The sequence below is a fragment of the Cypionkella sp. genome (assembly GCF_034376685.1).
Lineage (GTDB): Bacteria > Pseudomonadota > Alphaproteobacteria > Rhodobacterales > Rhodobacteraceae > Cypionkella.
In genome coordinates, this window is the sequence record NZ_JAXMJJ010000074.1 from 1 (window position 1) to 17411 (window position 17411).

The following is a 17411-nucleotide window of genomic DNA, read 5'->3' on the forward strand; positions in this document are numbered from 1 at the left end:
TTTCTGAAATACTCCCGCCGGAGGCTTCTCGATTGCAACACCGCCGCCCTGTCAGATCAATACACCGGCAGCCGGGTGAGGCTGGCTCGATGCCAGCCGAGACCGTCCTGGGTTCCCCTCAAAGCCATCATTTAAAAACAAAAAAGCACCCCGCAGGGTGCCTTTCCGTTTGATCTGCAAAAGCGATCAGGCAGCGGAGGAGATGAACTTCACCGCGTCGCCGAAGGTCTGAATAGTTTCAGCCGCATCATCCGGGATCTCGATGCCGAATTCTTCTTCGAACGCCATGACCAGCTCGACGGTGTCGAGGCTGTCTGCGCCCAGATCATCAATGAACGAGGCGGTCTCGGTCACTTTTTCCGCTTCGACGCCCAAATGCTCGACGACGATCTTCTTCACACGATCAGCGATGTCGCTCATGTTCTTTCCTCATATCGTTTAGGGGTCGCCCCCGGTCTTTTGCCTGCCCGTTGCCGGGCGCTCTTTCCTGCATCGGCAGGCACCATTGGCGATGGCCTCTGGCGTATTCTTGCGCGCCTATAGCAAGGGCGCGCGGATTAGGCAAACGGTTTCAAACCGCTTCCAGCCGCCTTATGACATATCGCCGCCGCCGTTGATATGCAGTGTTGTGCCGGTGATATAGGCCGCCTCTTGTGATGCCAAATAGAGCACACCCGCGGCGACTTCCTGCGGTTTTCCCATCCGGCCTGCGGGCACGCCGACGAGGATCTTTGTGCGCTGTTCGTCGTTCAGCTTTTCGGTCATCGGGGTTTCGATCAGCCCAGGTGCGACGCAGTTCACCGTGATATTGCGGCTGGCAACCTCTTGCGCCAGCGACTTCGACATCGCCAGAGTGCCCGCTTTGGCAGCTGCATAATTCGCCTGCCCCGGATTGCCGGAATGGCCCACCACCGAGGTGATGTTGATGATCCGCCCCCAGCGGGCTTTCATCATGCCGCGCAGCGCGCTGCGCATCAGCCGGAACGTCGCGGTGAGGTTGACGTCAATCACCGATTGCCATTCCTCATCCGACATCCGCATGAACAGATTGTCGCGGGTGATGCCTGCGTTGTTGACGAGGATATCCACCGCCCCCATCGCCGCTGTGGCCTGCTTGACCAACTCATCCACCGCCGCAAGGTCGGAAAGGTTGCAGGGCAGCACATGCGCGCGATCCCCCAACTCTGCGGCCAAGGCTTGCAACGGCTCCACCCGCGTGCCCGAAAGCCCCACGGTCGCCCCTGCTGCATAAAGGCTGCGGGCGATCTCGCCACCAATGCCGCCCGATGCGCCGGTGATCAGCGCGGATTTTCCTGTCAGATCAAACATGTTCTGTCCTCTCAAAAGCGATGCCTGCTTCGCGCCGCCGTTTATCCAAATCGCCGCCGCCTGAAAACCGAGGCCACGATTTTTCTCAAAAATCGTCTGGCTTAGGCTTTGGCCGCCAGCACATCTTCGGGTGTGCCGAAAGCCCGCGTCACAGCCCCCGAGGCCGTGCGCTTGATCATGCCGGACAAAGCCTTGCCGGCGCCGATCTCCCAGAACTCGGTCACGCCTGCGCCCTCCATCCACAGCACAGATTCGCGCCAGCGCACCGAGCCTGTGACCTGTGCCACCAGCAGCGCGCGGATGCGGTCGGGTTCGGTGACGGCTTCGGCCCGGACGTTGACCACCACGGGCAGTTTCGGAGCCGAGATCACCACACCTGCCAGCGCTTCGTTCATCACGGCCGCGGCGGGTTGCATCAGGGCGCAGTGGAACGGGGCGCTGACGGGCAGCAGCAGGGCGCGCTTGGCCCCTTTGGCCTTGGCGATCTCCAATGCCCGCTCTACCGCGCCACGGTGGCCGGAAACCACCACTTGCGCCGGGTCATTGTCATTGGCGGCCTGGCAAACCTCGCCTTGTGCCGCTTCGGCGGCCACTTCGGTCGCGGCGGCGAAATCGAGGCCCAGCAGGGCGGCCATAGCGCCGACGCCCACCGGAACCGCCTCTTGCATCGCCTGCCCGCGAATCCGCAACAACCGCGCGGTGTCGGACAGATCAAGCGCGCCCACCGCACAAAGTGCCGAATATTCACCCAGTGAATGGCCCGCCACGAACGAGGCCGTCTCAATCCCGATGCCTTCGCTTTCCAGCGCCCGCAGCGCCGCAATCGAGGTCGCCATCAGCGCCGGTTGGGCGTTTTTCGTCAGGGTCAGATCTTCGATCGACCCCTCCCAGATCAGGCTGGACAGCTTTTCGCCCAAAGCCTCGTCGACCTCGTCAAACACCGCTTTCGCGGCGGGATAGGCCTCGGCCAAAGCCCGGCCCATGCCAATGGTCTGGGCACCCTGCCCCGGAAATACGAATGCGCGGCTCATATGGCCCTCCCTTAATCTTACCTTTGGCTTACCTTGCGAACCTTTGGCTTACCTTGCGAAAGCCATTCGTGCAACGCCCCGGCATATCTCTCACCGATCTTGACTTGCGGGCGCGTGGATTCCACACAGGGCCGATGACCCCAACCACCCGTAAAATCCTGTATGCTGTCAGCTTTGAGACGCTCGGTGTCGCCGTGGCGACGCTTGGCTTGCTGGCGATGTCAGAGGCCAATGCAACGCAGTCGCTGGTGCTGTCGGCCATCACCGCCACCATCGCGATGTGCTGGAGCATGGGCTTCAACGCGCTGTTTGAGGCATGGGAGGCGCGGCAGAGCACCAAAGGCCGCAGCCTGTCCCGCAGATCTGTGCACGCGCTGCTGTTTGAAGGTGGCTTGGTGATATTGGTGCTGCCGATCATGGCGTGGTGGCTGAAGGTCGATCTGTGGACGGCGCTGCAATATGAGGCCGGTTTGATCGTGTTGTTCATCATTTACACCTATGTCTTCACTTGGAGCTTCGACCGGATTTTCGGTTTGCCGCAATCGGCGCGTTAGTCGGATGATCCCGAACCGAAAGAAAACTCTGCGGGGCAGAGGTTTCCGGTGAGTTGATCATAAGGCTGAAAGCCGTTGAGCAAGGGGTGTGGTGCCACAAACCGTCGCTAAAGAAATCGGGGCGCGGCTGCCTGGGCGGGCGCATTTCGCGCCTGCCGGGGGCAGGCAGGCGCGGCCAGATTTGTTTGCGAACAAATCGGGCAAGACAAGGCAACGGGTGCTTTACGCCCCTGCCCCGTAGCTTTCCTGCACCCTGCGCACCAAGGCGGTGCGGATCAGGTTCGATACCAAGGGCAGCAGGCCGAAATACAACAGCCATGTGGTTTGCGAGGCGTGGTGGATCAGCGCCTCATTCGCCAGCACCATCGCAAGGTTATAGATCACCATCACGCGGGTCAGCACGGCATCGGTGCCGCGCATCTCGGGTTGCGGCCAGCGCAGGCGGTTGATCGCGTAAGAGCCGTCCACCACGTCAATGGCGTAAAGCGCTGCCGCGAAAGCGAAGTACAGGCTGAGGAAGCGCTGGCAGAGCAGCGGTTCGGCGGACCAGATCAGCAGGCCGAGCGCACCGGGGCCAGCGAGCAGGATCAGCGCGACGGTGGCGGGGCCGGAAACATGCGCGCGGGTGCGGGTGATCATCAGCCGCGATTTCATCGCCAGTCGCAGCCCCATGCCCAGCACGAAAGCGACCATGAAAGCGGTGCGGGCACCGTCCAGCCAGATCCGTAGCAAGGGCCATGCGAACAGGATCAAAACGCCGGGCAGCAAGATTTCTACTGGAAAGGGTGTGGTGCGGCGAAAGCTGCGGAAGAACTGCGCAACACTGTCGCATGTCGTGGCCAGCATTCTGCACCCTCCGGTTGTCTGCGCCCGTTCTCACGCGGCAATCCGTCCGGGGTGCGGCTGGATTGTGGTGAGACTGCGGCGGTTAACCTAGAAGGGGAGACGAAAGGCTGCGGCCTACTCGCTGTCCGGGGTGGCCTCAGGCTCATCCGAGTAGCGGCTGAGCAGCCCGCTTTGGCTGATGAAGAACAAGAACAGCGCCGCAGTCAGGCCGAAGGTTTTGAACGTCACCCAGGTTTCGGTCGAAAACAGCCGCCAGATGACTTCATTGGCAAGGGCGAGCGCGAAGAAGAACGCGCAGAAGCGGCGGGTCAGGATCATCCAGCCTTCGGGGCGCAAGGGCAGCGCTTCTTCCATCACCAGTTTCAGGTAAGATTGCCCCCGCAACAGACCGATGCCCAAGATGATGCCAAAGGCGAGATACAGCAGTGTCGGCTTCATCTTGATAAAGCGCTCATCGTTCAGCCAGACCGAAAGACCGCCCATCACGATCACCAGAATCAGCGTCATCAGCTGCATTTTCGACAGCTTGCCAGTCAGTTTCCACAACAGCGCTGTGGTGGCGATGATCAGCACGACAAACAGCGCCGTCATCACGATGAAGCCGGAATAGTCATGGCCAAGGAGGTGGAAGGTTTTGTCTTTGAAAAACCGGAAACCCGCAAAGAACAGGATGATCGGGCCAAGTTCGAGGCCCAGTTTCAGCTTTGGATCAATCTTCGCCGGATTTTGATTTGCTTCAGCCACAGCTTTACCCCGCCCATTCCATCACGACTGCTCCTAGCGCAATCAGCGCCATCAGGCCAGTGCGGACAAGGCCAACCTTCTCGCCCAGCACAAGCCAGCCGATCAATGCGGCAAAAACGGTAGAGGTTTCGCGCAACACCGCCGCTTCGCCGACGCGGTCAAGCCGGGTCGCCATCATGATCGACCCGAAGGAGAAATAGGCGACGAAAGCCCCGAGCAAGCCGCGCTTGAACAGCGGGACGGCTTTCGCGCGGGACAGCGCGAGCAGGCGGCGGGCCATCAGGGCGGGGATGAAGAAGCCGTCGATCAGGAAAAACCACGCAAGAAAGGTGAACGGGTCGGCGGTGGCGCGGATGCCCCAGGCGTCATAGGTGGTGTAGACCGCAACGAAGGCGCCGGTGGCTGCGGCAAAGCACAGGGCAGAGACAAGGGTATCGCGCTCGGCCTGAAGGTGGCGCAGGTTGTAGACGGCAAGGCCTAGGATGCCCGCGACCAGCAGGCAGACGCCGAACCATTGCAAGGGCGCGTAGGTTTCGCCGAAGACAAAGCCCGCGCCGATGACCGTGAACAAAGGGCCGGTGCCGCGGACCACGGGGTAGACCACGGTATAAGCGCCCCGATCGTAGGTCATCGCTTGCAGCAGTTTGTAGATGGCGTGGATCACGAACGCGCCCGCGAAGATCGCCCACATATGCGGTTCTGGCCACGGGACGACGAACAGCGCAAAGGGGGCGGCGATGACGCCATAGGTCAGGTCAATGACAGCGCGCGATAACCAAGGGTCGTGCTTGCCTTTTTGCAGCGCGCCGAACAGCGCGTGCAGGACGGCAGCCAGCAGCGCGAGCGCGAGGGCAAGCTGTTGACCAGTGGGGGTGCCTGCGATGGAGACGAGCCAGTTTGACATTATTCACGCTGCGCTTGGGGCCGCCCGCCGGGGCCAGCCCCGGACCCCGGGATATTTGAGCACAGAGGATGACCTAGTCGGGTTGGCCCACCAGCGCTTTGGCGAAATCATCGGGATCGAACGGGGCGAGGTCGTCGATTTGCTCGCCGATGCCGATGGCATGGATCGGCAGGCCGAATTTATCGGCAAGGGCGACGAGGACGCCGCCTTTGGCGGTGCCGTCCAGTTTGGTCATCACAAGGCCTGAGACGTCGGCGATCTTGCGGAAGATCTCGACCTGGCTGATGGCGTTTTGCCCGGTGGTGGCATCCAGCACGAGGATGGTGTTGTGCGGCGCGGTCGGGTCTTTCTTGCGAATGACGCGGACGATTTTCGACAGCTCTTCCATCAGATCCTGACGGTTTTGCAAGCGGCCAGCGGTGTCGATCAGCAGCAGGTCCGCGCCATCGGCCTGGGCCTTGGTCAGCGCGTCAAAGGCAAGCGAGGCAGGGTCGGAGCCTTCCGGCGCGGTCAGCACCGGGACGCCGGCGCGGGTGCCCCAGACTTGCAACTGCTCGACCGCAGCGGCGCGGAAGGTGTCGCCTGCGGCGATCACCACGGATTTGCCAGCGGCCTTGAACTGCGAAGCGAGTTTGCCGATGGTGGTGGTTTTGCCAGAGCCATTGACGCCGACCACCAGTACGACCTGCGGTTTTTGTGGGTAGAGCGGCAGCGGTCGGGCGACCGGGGCCATGATGCGGGCGATTTCCGTGGCCAGCGCGTCACGGAGTTCGGATGTTGAGATGCGTTTGCCGAAGCGGCCTTCGGCGATATTAGCGGTCACTCGCGTGGCGGTATCGACGCCCATGTCGGCGGTGATCAGCAACTCTTCAAGGCTTTCCAGCATCGCGTCATCCAGCAGGCGGCGGGGCTCGTCGCTGCGGCCGATCAGGCGCGAGATCAGGCCGGGTTTGGCCTCGGGCACGGCTTCCGGCGTGGCTTCGGGGGGCGCTTCGGGGTCTGCCACCAAAGCCTCCAGCCCCTCACCGATCTTGTCGGAGGAGCGGAACATCCGGTCTTTCAGTTTTTTGAAGAAGGACATGGGGTTTGGGCCTTTGGCTTAGGTTTCCTTCACCTAAGGGATTTATCGGGTCGGGAAAAGGGCGGGTGCTACGTTAGAGGCCAAAAGGCAGCCAATAGAGGCCAGCACCCAGCATTATCAGAAATTGGCCGAACCAATAGGCGGGCCAGAGCGCCAACGACAGCTTTTGCGCGGCTTCGCCTGCGGGAAATACAAATAGCCGCAGCGCCAGCAGCAAGTCGGACAGGATGAACAGGGCCGCACCGATTTGCAGATACGTCGCCCCAGCGTTTTCGGGATGCGGCACCAGCAGGAGGGTTGTCATGCCCATCAGGCCAATCACCACGACATAGCCACGCACCGGCCAGCGGAGCGGGCCGGTGCGCGGGGCAAGCCAGACCTCGGTGGACAGTAAAAGCACGGCGAGAGCACTCAGGGCGGCGATTGTCAGTCCTGACAGCGCAGTGTCGCTTGGCATCGCATCAGCAATGGTGCGCGCGCGTAGCCAGAATGCGACGATATAGGCGAGATGGCCTGCGGCAAAGGCGGCCATTCCGACCAGAAATGCAGTTTGGCTGCGCCGGGTCAGGGCGAAATCGCCCAGCGCGCCGAAGGCAAGGCCGAGGACGATCAACTGAAAGCCGCTGACCGGATGGGTGAAGGCTAATCCTGCCAGAAGACCTGTTGCGGCAGTTTTCATCACAGCACCGGTTAGGTTGACGTGATCACGGAAGGCCCAAAATATCCAGTAGCTGAGGAAGCTCACGAGGGCCAAAAGCAGAAGCACGAGTTCGATGGCATGCGACACTTGTGGCTCCTTGATGCTGGCCTATGTTCACGCTGGCCCTTAAGATTTGTCCTGCTAGATTGCGGGCTATGCAAGCCGTAACCTCACGTCCGCTACCGATGGCGCTGTTCGCGCTGGCCTCGCTGCTGCCTTTGGCGCTGTTTGGCGCAGGCGTGGTGTGGGGCGGTTGGTGGGGTATGGCGGGGCTGGTCTATATGACGCTACTCGCCGCGCTGTTGGATCAGATCAATGGGCTGTTTCTGGGCGACGCGCCCGAGGGGGCGGAGTTTCCGGCGGCGGATGCGTTGCTGGTGGTGCTGGCTGTTGGCGCGCTGGCGCTGATGCCTGCTGCCGTTTGGGCAGTGGCGGGTGAGAGCGGGCTTTCGGCTGGTGTGCGGGTGGCGGTGTTTGTGGGCGCGGGGCTGTGGCTGGGTCAGGTGGCGAACCCGGCGGCGCATGAATTGATCCACAGGCCGGGGCGCGGGCTGTTTCGGCTGGGCGCGCTGGTGTATTGCTGGCTGCTGTTTGGCCATCACACCTCGGCGCATCGTCTGGTGCATCATCGTCATGCGGCGAGTGCCGAAGACCCCAACACCGCGCGGTCGGGCGAAGGCTATTACGCGTTCTTGATCCGGGCCTGGTCGGGCAGCTTTCGGCGCGGCTGGGCGGCGGAGGATGCCTTGCGCGCACGGGGCAAGGCCAGCTTGCAAAAGAATGCGCTGCATCCCTATGCGGTGTATATCGGGGTGGCGGGGCTGTGTTTGGGCTTGGGCTATGCGATTGCCGGGATCTGGGGGGCATTGGCTTGGGCAGGCTTGGCGGCGCATGCGCAAAGCCAGTTGATGCTGTCGGATTATGTGCAGCATTATGGACTTACGCGCGCGGTCAACGCGGATGGTCGGCTGGAGCCGGTCTCGGCCCGGCACAGTTGGAACGCGCCGCATTGGTTTTCCTCGGCCTTCATGCTGAACGCACCGCGTCATTCCGACCACCACGCCCACCCCGCCCGTCCCTACCCTGCCTTGCGATTGCCGGGGGCGGAGGAGGCACCGCATCTGCCTTGGCCGCTGCCACTGGCTTGTATGATCGCGCTGTATCCGCCGTTGTGGAAGCGCGCGATCCGCCCGCATCTGCGGCGCTGGCGGTAGCGCACACAAAGCTGTCACTGGCGTTTTCTGCGGCTTGAGGGCAGGATCGCGATAACGGAGATTATCATGCGCCATAGATTTGCACTCGCCTTCCTTGCTGTCGCCGTTCCCGCATTTGCCGAAGTGCCTTATCCCGCGAACCCTTCCATGACTGGGGAGGCGTTTGAGGCCTATGTCACAGGCAAAACGCTGACCTATGCGCAGGATGGCACTGTGTATGGCACCGAGCAGTATAAAGCAGGTCGCAAAGTCGTCTGGGCTTTTACCGAAGACGAATGCCGTGAGGGATATTGGTACGATAAGGCGCCGTACATTTGCTTTGTCTATGAAGACCCGAACGACCCGCAGTGCTGGCTGTTTTTCATGGAGAGCCACGGCATGAAGGCAATGTTTGTCGGAGAAGGCGGCGGCGCAGATCTGTCGGAAGTGGCGCAAAGTGCCGGCCCAATGGGCTGCATGGGGCCGCAGGTTGGGGTCTGACCTTGCAACAGGTGCGGCCTCGGGTGGCATCGAGCCACCGCTCGGCGGCGCTGCCGGGGATGATGACAGCACGCGCGTTTGTTTGGGCGTTGGCAGCCTTCGGCGAGAGTATTTCAAAAAGAGCAAACCTTAAGCAGTTGCTCTTTTTGAAATACTCTCGCCGAAGGATCAGCGGCTGCAACCCGCGCAAGAGTTGAAGCGAAGACCGCCTGCGTTTCGCGTTTGAAATTTGGTTCTTGGGTGCTGACTTAAAACAGGCTGCCTTGCTCAGGGCCGCCAGATTTAGGCTTTTTCGCCGCGCGCGGACCAAGGTTCAGGCGCGCTTCGGCAAATTCGATCTCCAGCACTTGAGCCTTTTCAGCGGCGGATTTTGTCGTCACCACATGGCCGTCGCCGCGCACCACCGCATAGCCGCGCTTCAGGGTTTCGCGGTAGCCGAGCGTGGTGCGGGTGCGGTCCAGTGCGTCAAGGCGCTGGCTGAGGGTGGCGAGTCGTTGGCTAGGGGCAGTTTGCAGGCGGCTTTCGAGTTGCGCCAGCTTAATGCGGCCTTCGGCGGTTTTGCGGGTCGCGTCGCTGATCAGGCGGGTGAGGGCCGGGGCGAGGCGCGAGGCCCATTTGTCGAAGCTTGCGTGCTTGCGTTCCTGCGCGCGCAGGGTGCGGTCGTTCAGGCGGATGTGGGCATTGCTGAGCGCCTCTGCACGGCGGGCGATCAGGGCCAGCAGGGCCTCGGGGCGCAGGCGAGAGGCGATATTGGCATAGGTCCCGCGTTTCTTGGCGGCGGCCATGCCGAGCGCGCCGCCAAGGCGTTGTCCAGCGGTATCAAGGCGTTGGCGGGGGGTTGCCAGCAGGGTTTCCAGCCGGGGCAGAGCGCGGGTGAGGTCACGCAGGCGTTGGTCGCGGCGTTGCAGGGTTTGCGCCACACCGCGCGACTGGCGAGCGGTCAGCGCATCGAGAGTGGCGATCAGGTCGAGGCGCACCGGCACCGCGAGTTCAGCGGCGGCAGTGGGGGTGGGCGCGCGCAGGTCGGAGGCGTAGTCGATCAGGGTGGTGTCGGTTTCGTGGCCGACTGCCGAGATGAGGGGGATTTCTGACGCTGCGGCGGCGCGGACGACGATTTCTTCGTTGAAGCCCCAGAGGTCTTCAAGGCTGCCGCCGCCCCTTGCGACGATGATCAGATCGGGGCGCGGGATCGGACCGCCGGGTTGCAAGGCGTTGAAGCCTTTGATCGCGGCGGCAACCTCGGCGGCGCAGTTCTGGCCTTGCACGGCAACCGGCCAGATCAGCACATGGCGCGGGAAGCGGTCACGCAGGCGGTGCAGGATGTCGCGGATCACGGCACCAGAGGGCGAGGTGACGACGCCGATGACTTGCGGCAGATAGGGGATCGGCTTTTTGCGGGCGGGGTCGAACAGGCCCTCGGCCCCCAATGCCGCCTTGCGTTTCTCCAGCATCGCCATCAAAGCGCCTGCGCCTGCCGGGGCGACATCATCGACGATCAGTTGATATTTTGACTGGCCGGGGAAAGTGGTCATCCTCCCGGTGGCGATCACCTCCATACCCTCCTCGGGGCGGACCTGCATCTTCGCGACCTGGCCCTTCCACGACACGGCGTCGAGGCTGGCGCGATCATCTTTCAAGGCGAAATAGAGGTGGCCCGAGGCGGGGCGGCTGACGCGGCCGACTTCTCCGCGCACCCGGACAAGGCCGAATTCGCCCTCGATCACCTTTTTCACCGCGCCGGAGAGTTCCGAGACGGTGAATTCGGGGGAGTTGGAGGGCGCGGGGGTGTCTTCGAATAGATCGGTCATACAGAAGGTTTGACATGAAATCTGGTCCGAGAAAAGCGGTCGCAGATACCTCCTTAGGCATCGCCCGGCGGTTCAGCCCAATGGTGGTCAAAGAAAATGAGATACGCAATCGCGGGAATAAACAAAACATAGCCTAATGTCGCTGCGGTGCCGGATTGCGCCCCACGACCGATTATACTTATCACGAGGCCCAGACCGCACGCGAGATAGGCTTGATTTTTGCGCTGAGCCTGCAATCGAGTGGGCCAAATTTGGTATGGGGGTGTCGCTCCAAACTCTTGTTGATACAGATCAAGGGCGCGCTGATAGGCTGGCTCGTGGACGAAAGACGACAAAGCGGAATTGGCAGGCCTTACCGCGCCGCCCCACCAGCGTTTGCGTTCCGCAAACGCGGTGGAGTTGGGTGTGTCTCTCGCTTGAATGAACGCGATAAGCGGAGAAGGCAGTAGCGGGCCATCGGCAATGTCGTGCAGGTATCGAAACCTTCTGTATTCAAGCATCAGGATGACGCAATTGTCTTTGCTAAGTTGGAATGTTCTGTGAAGGCTTTTGCATATCGCCCACTCAACGGTAAGGTCGGCAGTGGCAAGCGCGCTCGGTGCAGCCTTGATCTCGTGCCACAGTTTATCGTCCCGCATTGCCACCACACCAATCGCCGCACTTGTTCAACCGTAAGCGCCATCCTATGAAGCTTGCATCCACAAGCCAAGCGGGGGCGCGCATGAACATCCTTATCTTAGGCTCGGGCGGGCGCGAACATGCTTTGGCTTGGGCGGTGAAGCAGAACCCGAAGACCGATCGCCTGATCGTGGCACCGGGCAATGCCGGGATCGCGATGCTGGCGGAATGTGCGGATTTTGACATTCTCGATGGCACCGAAGTGGTGGCATTCTGCGCCGAAAATGCGATTGATTTCGTAATTGTCGGGCCGGAAGCTCCACTCGCCGCTGGGGTGGCGGATGCGACCCGTGCGGCAGGATTTCTGACATTCGGGCCGAGCGCAGAGGCTGCCAAGCTGGAGGCCTCGAAGGCGTTCACAAAGGAAATTTGCGACGCTTGTGGCGCACCGACGGCGGCTTATGCGCGGTTCACCGAGGCTTCGGCCGCGAAGGACCATATCCGCGCACAGGGCGCTCCGATTGTGGTCAAGGCCGACGGGTTGGCAGCTGGCAAGGGTGTGATCGTGGCGATGACCGAGGCCGAGGCTTTGGCTGCGATTGACGACATGTTCGGCGGCGAGTTCGGGGCTGCTGGCGCGGAAGTGGTGATTGAAGAATTCATGACAGGTGAAGAAGCCAGTTTCTTCATCCTGACCGATGGCGTTCACGCCCTGCCGATTGGCACAGCGCAGGATCACAAGCGGGTGGGCGATGGCGATACCGGGCCGAATACTGGCGGGATGGGCGCATATTCCCCTGCCCCGGTGTTGACCGATGCGATTGCGCAGCGCGTGATGAATGAGATTGTTCTGCCGACGATTGCCGAGATGGCACGGCGCGGCACGCCCTATCAGGGGGTGCTTTATGCGGGCCTGATGATCAAGGACGGTCAGGGCCGGCTGGTGGAATACAACGCGCGCTTTGGTGACCCGGAAACGCAGGTTTTGATGATGCGCTTGGGCGCGCAGGCGTTGGATTTGCTGCTGGCTTGTGCCGAAGGGCGGCTGGATAAAGCGCAGGTGAATTGGGCGGATGATCACGCGATTACCGTGGTGATGGCGGCAAAGGGTTATCCGGGGGCCTATCAGAAGGGCTCGGTGATCAAGGGTCTGGGCCGGATGCCGGAAGACAGCCGCCACATGGCTTTCCACGCAGGCACGGCAGAGAAAGATGGCCAGATCATCGCCAACGGTGGCCGGGTGTTAAGCATCACCGCGCGTGGCGACACGTTGGCCGATGCGCGCAACCGGGCCTATTCGATGATTGACCATCTGAACTGGCCCGAAGGCTTCTGCCGCAGCGATATTGGCTGGCGGGCGCTTTAGGTCGCGGCACTGCCAAGGGTTGCGGCATTCGGTCCAACCATTCTCAGGAAAATTGCGCCAAATTTTTTCTTCTGCCATAGTCGGCGGATTGTATCGCCATGCTCTGACCTCACTTCGCCCGGCATTGTTTCCGGTATGCGCTGAAATCAGACCGCACCGGTTCGCATTTGAGGGAGAGCGGCTTGGCCGAACCAAGCATCACGCGCACGGCAACCGGGACGGTGGGCGACGACCTGTTGTCGGTGCGGCAGCTGTTCGTCGCGGGCGAGCTGATCGCCTCGGGGGCCGTCCGCAGCTATGAAACCACGCTGACCGCGTATTCCGGCGATGATACGCTGACCGGCTGGCAAGGCCCCGCGAACTGGCCGAACTTCTTCACCACCGCCCTGCCCGGTGAGACATTGGCCGTGCGATCTGTCCTGCTGGCGGGTAATGGTCAGGATACATTGATCTCGGCCAAGCGCTTTGCCGGGCTGACTGCCGCTCAGGACGCTGCATATACGCTTGCGGAAACCCTGTCGGGCGGTTTTGGCAACGACAGTTACGAGCTGAACCACACCGACGTCACGGTGATCGAGGTCGCCAACGGTGGCGTCGATCAGGTGCTGATCACACCCTATTATGTGCTGCGCGCTGCGGCTTTGGGACTCAGCGGCATCGACATGGCGCTGCTTGTGAACATTGAGAACCTGACAGTGCAGGGCGGCCTCAACTTTGACGTTGAGGGCTCGGATCTGGCAAACAAGATCTACGGCAATCTTGGGATCAATCATCTGCGCGGCGGTTTGGGCGCGGATACGCTTTATGGCGGCGGCGGTGCCGATCAGCTGTGGGGCGATAGCGGCGCGCTGATTGGTATTGGCAGTGATGATCGGCTGTTCGGCGGCACCGGCGCGGATAGTTTGTGGGGCGAAGCTGGCAATGACTATCTCGATTCCGGTTATGACAATGATTGTCTCTATGGCGGCGACGGTGATGACACCCAGAACGGCAATGTCGGCGATGACAGCCTGTTCGGTGGCGATGGCGGTGATTCTCTGATCGGCCTGAATGGCTTCGATTGGTTGAGCGGCGATGCGGGCAATGATCAGCTATATGGCGGCAGGGGCGCCGATCTGCTGTGGGGCGGGGATGGCGATGACGTGCTGCACGGGGGCACCGAGGATGACACGCTCGACGGTGGCAGCGGCAATGATCTGTTGGCGGACAATGCGGGAGATGACCTGATGAGCGGCGGTTTGGGCGATGACATCTATATCGTCGACAGCGCCGCGGATCAGGTGATCGAGCTTGCGGGTGAAGGCAATGACATCGTGCGCGCGTCGCTGATCGCGCTGAGTGGCGGCGATTTCGCCCATGTCGAGACCTTGCAGTTGCAGGGCAGCCAGGACCTTGATCTGTCGGGCGGTGGGCAAGTGCTGCGGATGATCGGCAATGCCGGGCGCAATACGCTGACCACAGGCGGGATGGATGGGGAAAGCCTGTATGGCGGGGCTGGTGATGATGTGCTGCTGGCGCTGACCGCGCTCAATCGGGTGGAGTTGTATGGCGGCAGCGGCAACGACCGCTATTTCATTTATGATTCGGCGCTGGATCATGTGCATGAAGCGGCGGGGCAAGGCTTTGATGTGGTTGAAACCGACAGCGCCTCGCTGGATGCCAGCACGGGCGCGGATTATGGCCAGAATATCGAGGTGCTGCGGCTGCTGGGGGCCGCGCAACTGGATCTGACGGGTGGCGGCTCGGTGGTGCAGTTGGAGGGCAATGCCGGGGCGAACCGCCTGACCGGGGGCAGCAATGCCGAGCAGATTTTCGGCGGGGCGGGCAGTGATACGCTGGACGGCGGCGCGGGCGATGACACGCTGAGTGGGGGAGCCGACACCGATGAATTGCATGGCGGGTCGGGCAATGACTGCTTTGTGTTCGATCTGATCGACAGTGGTGGCGTCGATTATCTCGATGACTTCGAGGCAGGGGATGTGCTGGACCTGCACGCTGCGGCGCAGGCGGTTGGCGTCGGGGTGCCGCTGATCGGTGCAGGTTTTGCCAGCTACAACGGGATGACGGTATTTTTCTATGAATTCGATTTCGACGGCGATGGCAGCGCCGATCTGGCATTTTACGCGCGCAATGAGATTGTGTTGTCCGAGTTGCTGGCGGGGTTTGGGTAAATCCCTTGCGCGGCACTGGCTGGCGTGGAAGGGTCGGGAAAATGGCAGCTAGATTGAGTGGATGTGATGGGTACGCCGACTGTTGAAGGTCCGATTATCGATATTCTGCCGGGGGTGACGCAGTATGACACATATTTCAGAACCTTGCCGAATGGCCAGTCGGTGTTCGGCTATGAGGATCAATTCTACAGCGTCCCAGATGATCCAGCGCATGTCTACATAGCGCTTATCAATGCTGAGACGGGTTCTGCCTTGCGGACCGTACAGCTTTCGGCGGGCGGCATGGAAGATCAAGTAACCATCACAAGCTTGGATGACGGGAGATTTCTGGTTGCCTGGCGATCGCTGGCCAACGAAAAAACCGTGATTCAGGCGCGCGTTTTCGAGGCAGATGGCAGGGCCGCAGGGTCAGAGTTTGTGGTTTCCAACCCTTCGACGGATAGGTTTTATCGTACCGAATCTGTGACGATGGCTGATGGCCGCGTGTTGCTGATTTGGGAGCGTGGCCGCGACCCGTTTACCGACAAGCCGCAAATTTTCAACGCGCAATTCTTCTCGGCAAGCGGTCAGCCACTTGGTAGCAATTTCACCATCCTGAGCAATTCATCCGTCTACGAAATTGATCCGCATGCCACGGCTTTGGCCGGGGGCGGCGTGGCGCTTACATGGATGTTGAACGATGGCGGGCTGGAGCCCCGTATCTACTTACAGATCGTGGATAATGAGGGCGTTGCGATTGCTCCACCTTTCACGCTGATGTCGAAAACGATCAACACAGGCGGTTTTTTCGTAGTTCCGCATGACCTGACTGTCACCGGGCTTGCAGATGGCTCGTTCCTGGTTGCCTGGACCGAAGAAAGCGGCAAGGGCGGCGATCGCAATTCGACATCAGTTCAGGCGCAGATTGTCGGCGCGAATGGCCATTTGATCGGTGATCAGTTCCTCGTCAACACCACCACCGCCGGGCCTCAGGGCCATGTTGCGATGCTGGCACTGGATAATGGCGGTTTTGTCGCCGTTTGGTATGATGGGGCTTGGGCGGCCAACTCTGTTGCGCGCGGTCAATATTTTATGGAAGGCGGCGCAAAGTCTGGCGCCGAATTTACGGTAGCTCCCGCAGGTAGCATGCCGGATGCCTATGGATTCAAGGGATTCAACTTGAGTCAACTTGATTCCAACCATATCATTGTGGAATGGGGTGGAAGTGGGCCTGCTGATCTCGATCATTTTCAGATCATTGACCTGCAATTCTCATTGATCCAAACGGGCACTGACGCCAATAATACTTTGGTAGGCACGCGGCTGGGTGACACAATTTTCGGCGGCCTTGGCAATGATACCATCACGGGAAATCTCGGTATCGACTCGCTGATGGGTGATGCAGGTAACGATGTTTTACAAGGCGGCGATGGCAAAGATCATTTATTTGGCGGCATCGGCAATGATCAGTTGTTTGGTGGGGCTGGCATTGATCAGCTGACGGGCGGTATTGGTGATGATGTTTATGTGATCGATAACTCGTCCGACCTAATTATTGAACGAGTGAATGAAGGCAGCGACAAGATCATCACTTCCGCTTTTGGCATCGACCTGACTACTTTCGCCAATGTCGAAAAAGCCCAGCTAGAAGGCGATCAAAAACTAAATCTTACGGGCACTGCGGTTGGCAACGAATTGATCGGTAATGGCGTTGCGAACTACATTGACGCCGGTGCGGGCGGCGATTTGGTGTTTGGCGGCGCGGGCAATGATGTTCTTAGCGGCGGCACTGGGATTGACCGGATCTCTGGCGGCATGGGGGCGGATTTCTTTGTGTTCCGTTCGGCGGCAGAGGCGGGCTTGGGCGCTACAGCAGATCAGATCACCGATTTCACCCACGGCGTTGATCAGTTGGTGATCACCGCCTTTGCCTTTGGCTCGGCTTTCATCGGGGCGGCGGCGTTCAGCGGGGCGCGGCAGGTGCGCTATGATATCGGCAGCGGCGTGATCTCGGGCGACAATGATGGCAATGGTTTGGCGGATTGGCAGATTGTGCTGCTGAACAAGCCGGTGCTGACCGCGGTTGATCTGATCCTGTAAGCCTTGCCCTCGCGGGTGCTTCTGTTATGAAGCCCGCGATTTGAATGGCAGGAAAAGGCGTACCATGCCGCTTCTGGTGATGAAATTTGGCGGCACCTCGGTGGCCGACCTTGCGCGGATCGAAAATGCCGCGAAAAAGGTGCAGGCCGAGGTGGCCCGTGGCTATGACGTCATTGTCATCGTCAGCGCCATGTCGGGCGAGACCAACAGGATGGTTGGCTATGTCGAGGGCACGTCAAAGCTTTATGACGCCCGCGAATATGATGCCGTTGTGTCCAGCGGTGAGAATGTCACCGCGGGACTGATGGCGCTGCGCTTGCAGGAAATGGATATCCCGGCCCGGTCATGGCAGGGCTGGCAGGTGCCGATCAACACCACCAGCGCCCATGGGTCGGCCCGCTTCATCGACATTCCGCGCGCCAATATCGACGCCAAGTTTGCCGAAGGCTTCAAGGTTGCCGTGGTCGCGGGCTTTCAGGGCATCTC

16 protein-coding genes and 1 pseudogene are annotated in these 17411 nt (G+C 60.8%); 7 read left to right on the top strand and 10 right to left on the bottom strand.

Translation table 11 applies throughout. The features are described 5' to 3' along the window. Positions 1-186 precede the first annotated feature (186 nt). The 3 genes from U1A24_RS14100 to fabD all read right to left on the bottom strand — a co-directional run bounded on the left by U1A24_RS14100 (position 187) and on the right by fabD (position 2360). Entirely contained in the window at positions 187-420 is a 234-nt protein-coding gene (locus tag U1A24_RS14100) for an acyl carrier protein (RefSeq protein WP_054008607.1), read from the bottom strand. 171 nt (positions 421-591) lie between these two features. Continuing rightward, positions 592-1329 (bottom strand): 3-oxoacyl-[acyl-carrier-protein] reductase, encoded by a 738-nt coding sequence (gene fabG / locus U1A24_RS14105; protein WP_322322610.1) that lies wholly within the window; start codon positions 1327-1329, stop codon positions 592-594. A gap of 101 nt (positions 1330-1430) precedes the next feature. After that, the gene (gene fabD, locus U1A24_RS14110) at positions 1431-2360 is read right to left on the bottom strand and encodes an ACP S-malonyltransferase (RefSeq protein WP_322322611.1); all 930 of its coding nucleotides are present in this window, start codon (positions 2358-2360) and stop codon (positions 1431-1433) included. A gap of 134 nt (positions 2361-2494) precedes the next feature. Between fabD and U1A24_RS14115 the strand changes: the two genes are divergently transcribed. After that, the gene (locus U1A24_RS14115) at positions 2495-2914 is read left to right on the top strand and encodes a PACE efflux transporter (RefSeq protein ID WP_322322612.1); all 420 of its coding nucleotides are present in this window, start codon (positions 2495-2497) and stop codon (positions 2912-2914) included. Between the two features lie 222 nt (positions 2915-3136). Here the strand turns inward: U1A24_RS14115 and U1A24_RS14120 are convergent, their stop codons facing one another. The 5 genes from U1A24_RS14120 to U1A24_RS14140 all read right to left on the bottom strand — a co-directional run bounded on the left by U1A24_RS14120 (position 3137) and on the right by U1A24_RS14140 (position 7276). After that, a complete protein-coding gene (locus U1A24_RS14120; protein WP_322322613.1) occupies positions 3137-3760 on the bottom strand; it encodes a hypothetical protein in 624 nt (207 codons plus the stop codon). 114 nt (positions 3761-3874) lie between these two features. Beyond that, positions 3875-4504, bottom strand: a complete 630-nt coding sequence (locus U1A24_RS14125) for an inner membrane-spanning protein YciB (RefSeq protein WP_322322614.1) — start codon at positions 4502-4504, stop codon at positions 3875-3877. A gap of 4 nt (positions 4505-4508) precedes the next feature. Next, positions 4509-5408: an EamA family transporter gene (locus U1A24_RS14130; RefSeq protein ID WP_322322615.1), complete on the bottom strand. Its 900-nt coding sequence runs from the start codon at positions 5406-5408 to the stop codon at positions 4509-4511. Between the two features lie 73 nt (positions 5409-5481). Further along, positions 5482-6489, bottom strand: coding sequence for a signal recognition particle-docking protein FtsY (gene ftsY, locus U1A24_RS14135; protein ID WP_322322616.1), 1008 nt, complete (start codon positions 6487-6489; stop codon positions 5482-5484). Positions 6490-6562: 73 nt separating this feature from the next. Beyond that, complete coding sequence (locus U1A24_RS14140; protein WP_322322617.1) at positions 6563-7276, bottom strand: lysoplasmalogenase; 714 nt, start codon at positions 7274-7276, stop codon at positions 6563-6565. Positions 7277-7344: 68 nt separating this feature from the next. Between U1A24_RS14140 and U1A24_RS14145 the strand changes: the two genes are divergently transcribed. Both U1A24_RS14145 and U1A24_RS14150 read left to right on the top strand, forming a co-directional pair. Further along, a complete protein-coding gene (locus U1A24_RS14145; RefSeq protein WP_322322618.1) occupies positions 7345-8403 on the top strand; it encodes an alkane 1-monooxygenase in 1059 nt (352 codons plus the stop codon). Between the two features lie 66 nt (positions 8404-8469). Beyond that, a complete protein-coding gene (locus tag U1A24_RS14150) occupies positions 8470-8883 on the top strand; it encodes a hypothetical protein (protein ID WP_322322619.1) in 414 nt (137 codons plus the stop codon). Positions 8884-9131: 248 nt separating this feature from the next. Here U1A24_RS14150 and xseA read toward each other — a convergent pair whose 3' ends face one another. Together xseA and U1A24_RS14160 are read right to left on the bottom strand one after the other, a co-directional pair. Beyond that, complete coding sequence (xseA, locus tag U1A24_RS14155) at positions 9132-10691, bottom strand: exodeoxyribonuclease VII large subunit (RefSeq protein ID WP_322322620.1); 1560 nt, start codon at positions 10689-10691, stop codon at positions 9132-9134. A gap of 53 nt (positions 10692-10744) precedes the next feature. Further along, positions 10745-11329, bottom strand: coding sequence for a hypothetical protein (locus tag U1A24_RS14160; protein WP_322322621.1), 585 nt, complete (start codon positions 11327-11329; stop codon positions 10745-10747). Positions 11330-11412: 83 nt separating this feature from the next. Between U1A24_RS14160 and purD the strand changes: the two genes are divergently transcribed. From purD to U1A24_RS14180, 4 genes and pseudogenes are all read left to right on the top strand, one after another. Next, entirely contained in the window at positions 11413-12675 is a 1263-nt protein-coding gene (gene purD, locus U1A24_RS14165; protein WP_322322622.1) for a phosphoribosylamine--glycine ligase, read from the top strand. A gap of 182 nt (positions 12676-12857) precedes the next feature. Continuing rightward, positions 12858-14846 carry a calcium-binding protein gene (locus tag U1A24_RS14170; protein ID WP_322322623.1) on the top strand — a complete coding sequence of 663 codons (1989 nt, stop codon included), beginning with the start codon at positions 12858-12860 and terminating at the stop codon, positions 14844-14846. A gap of 66 nt (positions 14847-14912) precedes the next feature. Further along, the gene (locus tag U1A24_RS14175; RefSeq protein WP_322322624.1) at positions 14913-16925 is read left to right on the top strand and encodes a calcium-binding protein; all 2013 of its coding nucleotides are present in this window, start codon (positions 14913-14915) and stop codon (positions 16923-16925) included. 64 nt (positions 16926-16989) lie between these two features. Next, positions 16990-17411, top strand: a pseudogene (locus U1A24_RS14180) (aspartate kinase); the annotation flags it as partial.

Coding starts and splice junctions, on each gene's coding strand:
- U1A24_RS14100 (WP_054008607.1), bottom strand. CDS start 420: ATGAGCGACATCGCTGATCGTGTGAAGAAGATCGTCGTCGAGCATTTG.
- fabG (WP_322322610.1), bottom strand. CDS start 1,329: ATGTTTGATCTGACAGGAAAATCCGCGCTGATCACCGGCGCATCGGGC.
- fabD (WP_322322611.1), bottom strand. CDS start 2,360: ATGAGCCGCGCATTCGTATTTCCGGGGCAGGGTGCCCAGACCATTGGC.
- U1A24_RS14115 (WP_322322612.1), top strand. CDS start 2,495: ATGACCCCAACCACCCGTAAAATCCTGTATGCTGTCAGCTTTGAGACG.
- U1A24_RS14120 (WP_322322613.1), bottom strand. CDS start 3,760: ATGCTGGCCACGACATGCGACAGTGTTGCGCAGTTCTTCCGCAGCTTT.
- U1A24_RS14130 (WP_322322615.1), bottom strand. CDS start 5,408: ATGTCAAACTGGCTCGTCTCCATCGCAGGCACCCCCACTGGTCAACAG.
- ftsY (WP_322322616.1), bottom strand. CDS start 6,489: ATGTCCTTCTTCAAAAAACTGAAAGACCGGATGTTCCGCTCCTCCGAC.
- U1A24_RS14145 (WP_322322618.1), top strand. CDS start 7,345: ATGCAAGCCGTAACCTCACGTCCGCTACCGATGGCGCTGTTCGCGCTG.
- U1A24_RS14150 (WP_322322619.1), top strand. CDS start 8,470: ATGCGCCATAGATTTGCACTCGCCTTCCTTGCTGTCGCCGTTCCCGCA.
- xseA (WP_322322620.1), bottom strand. CDS start 10,691: ATGACCGATCTATTCGAAGACACCCCCGCGCCCTCCAACTCCCCCGAA.
- U1A24_RS14160 (WP_322322621.1), bottom strand. CDS start 11,329: ATGCGGGACGATAAACTGTGGCACGAGATCAAGGCTGCACCGAGCGCG.
- purD (WP_322322622.1), top strand. CDS start 11,413: ATGAACATCCTTATCTTAGGCTCGGGCGGGCGCGAACATGCTTTGGCT.
- U1A24_RS14175 (WP_322322624.1), top strand. CDS start 14,913: ATGGGTACGCCGACTGTTGAAGGTCCGATTATCGATATTCTGCCGGGG.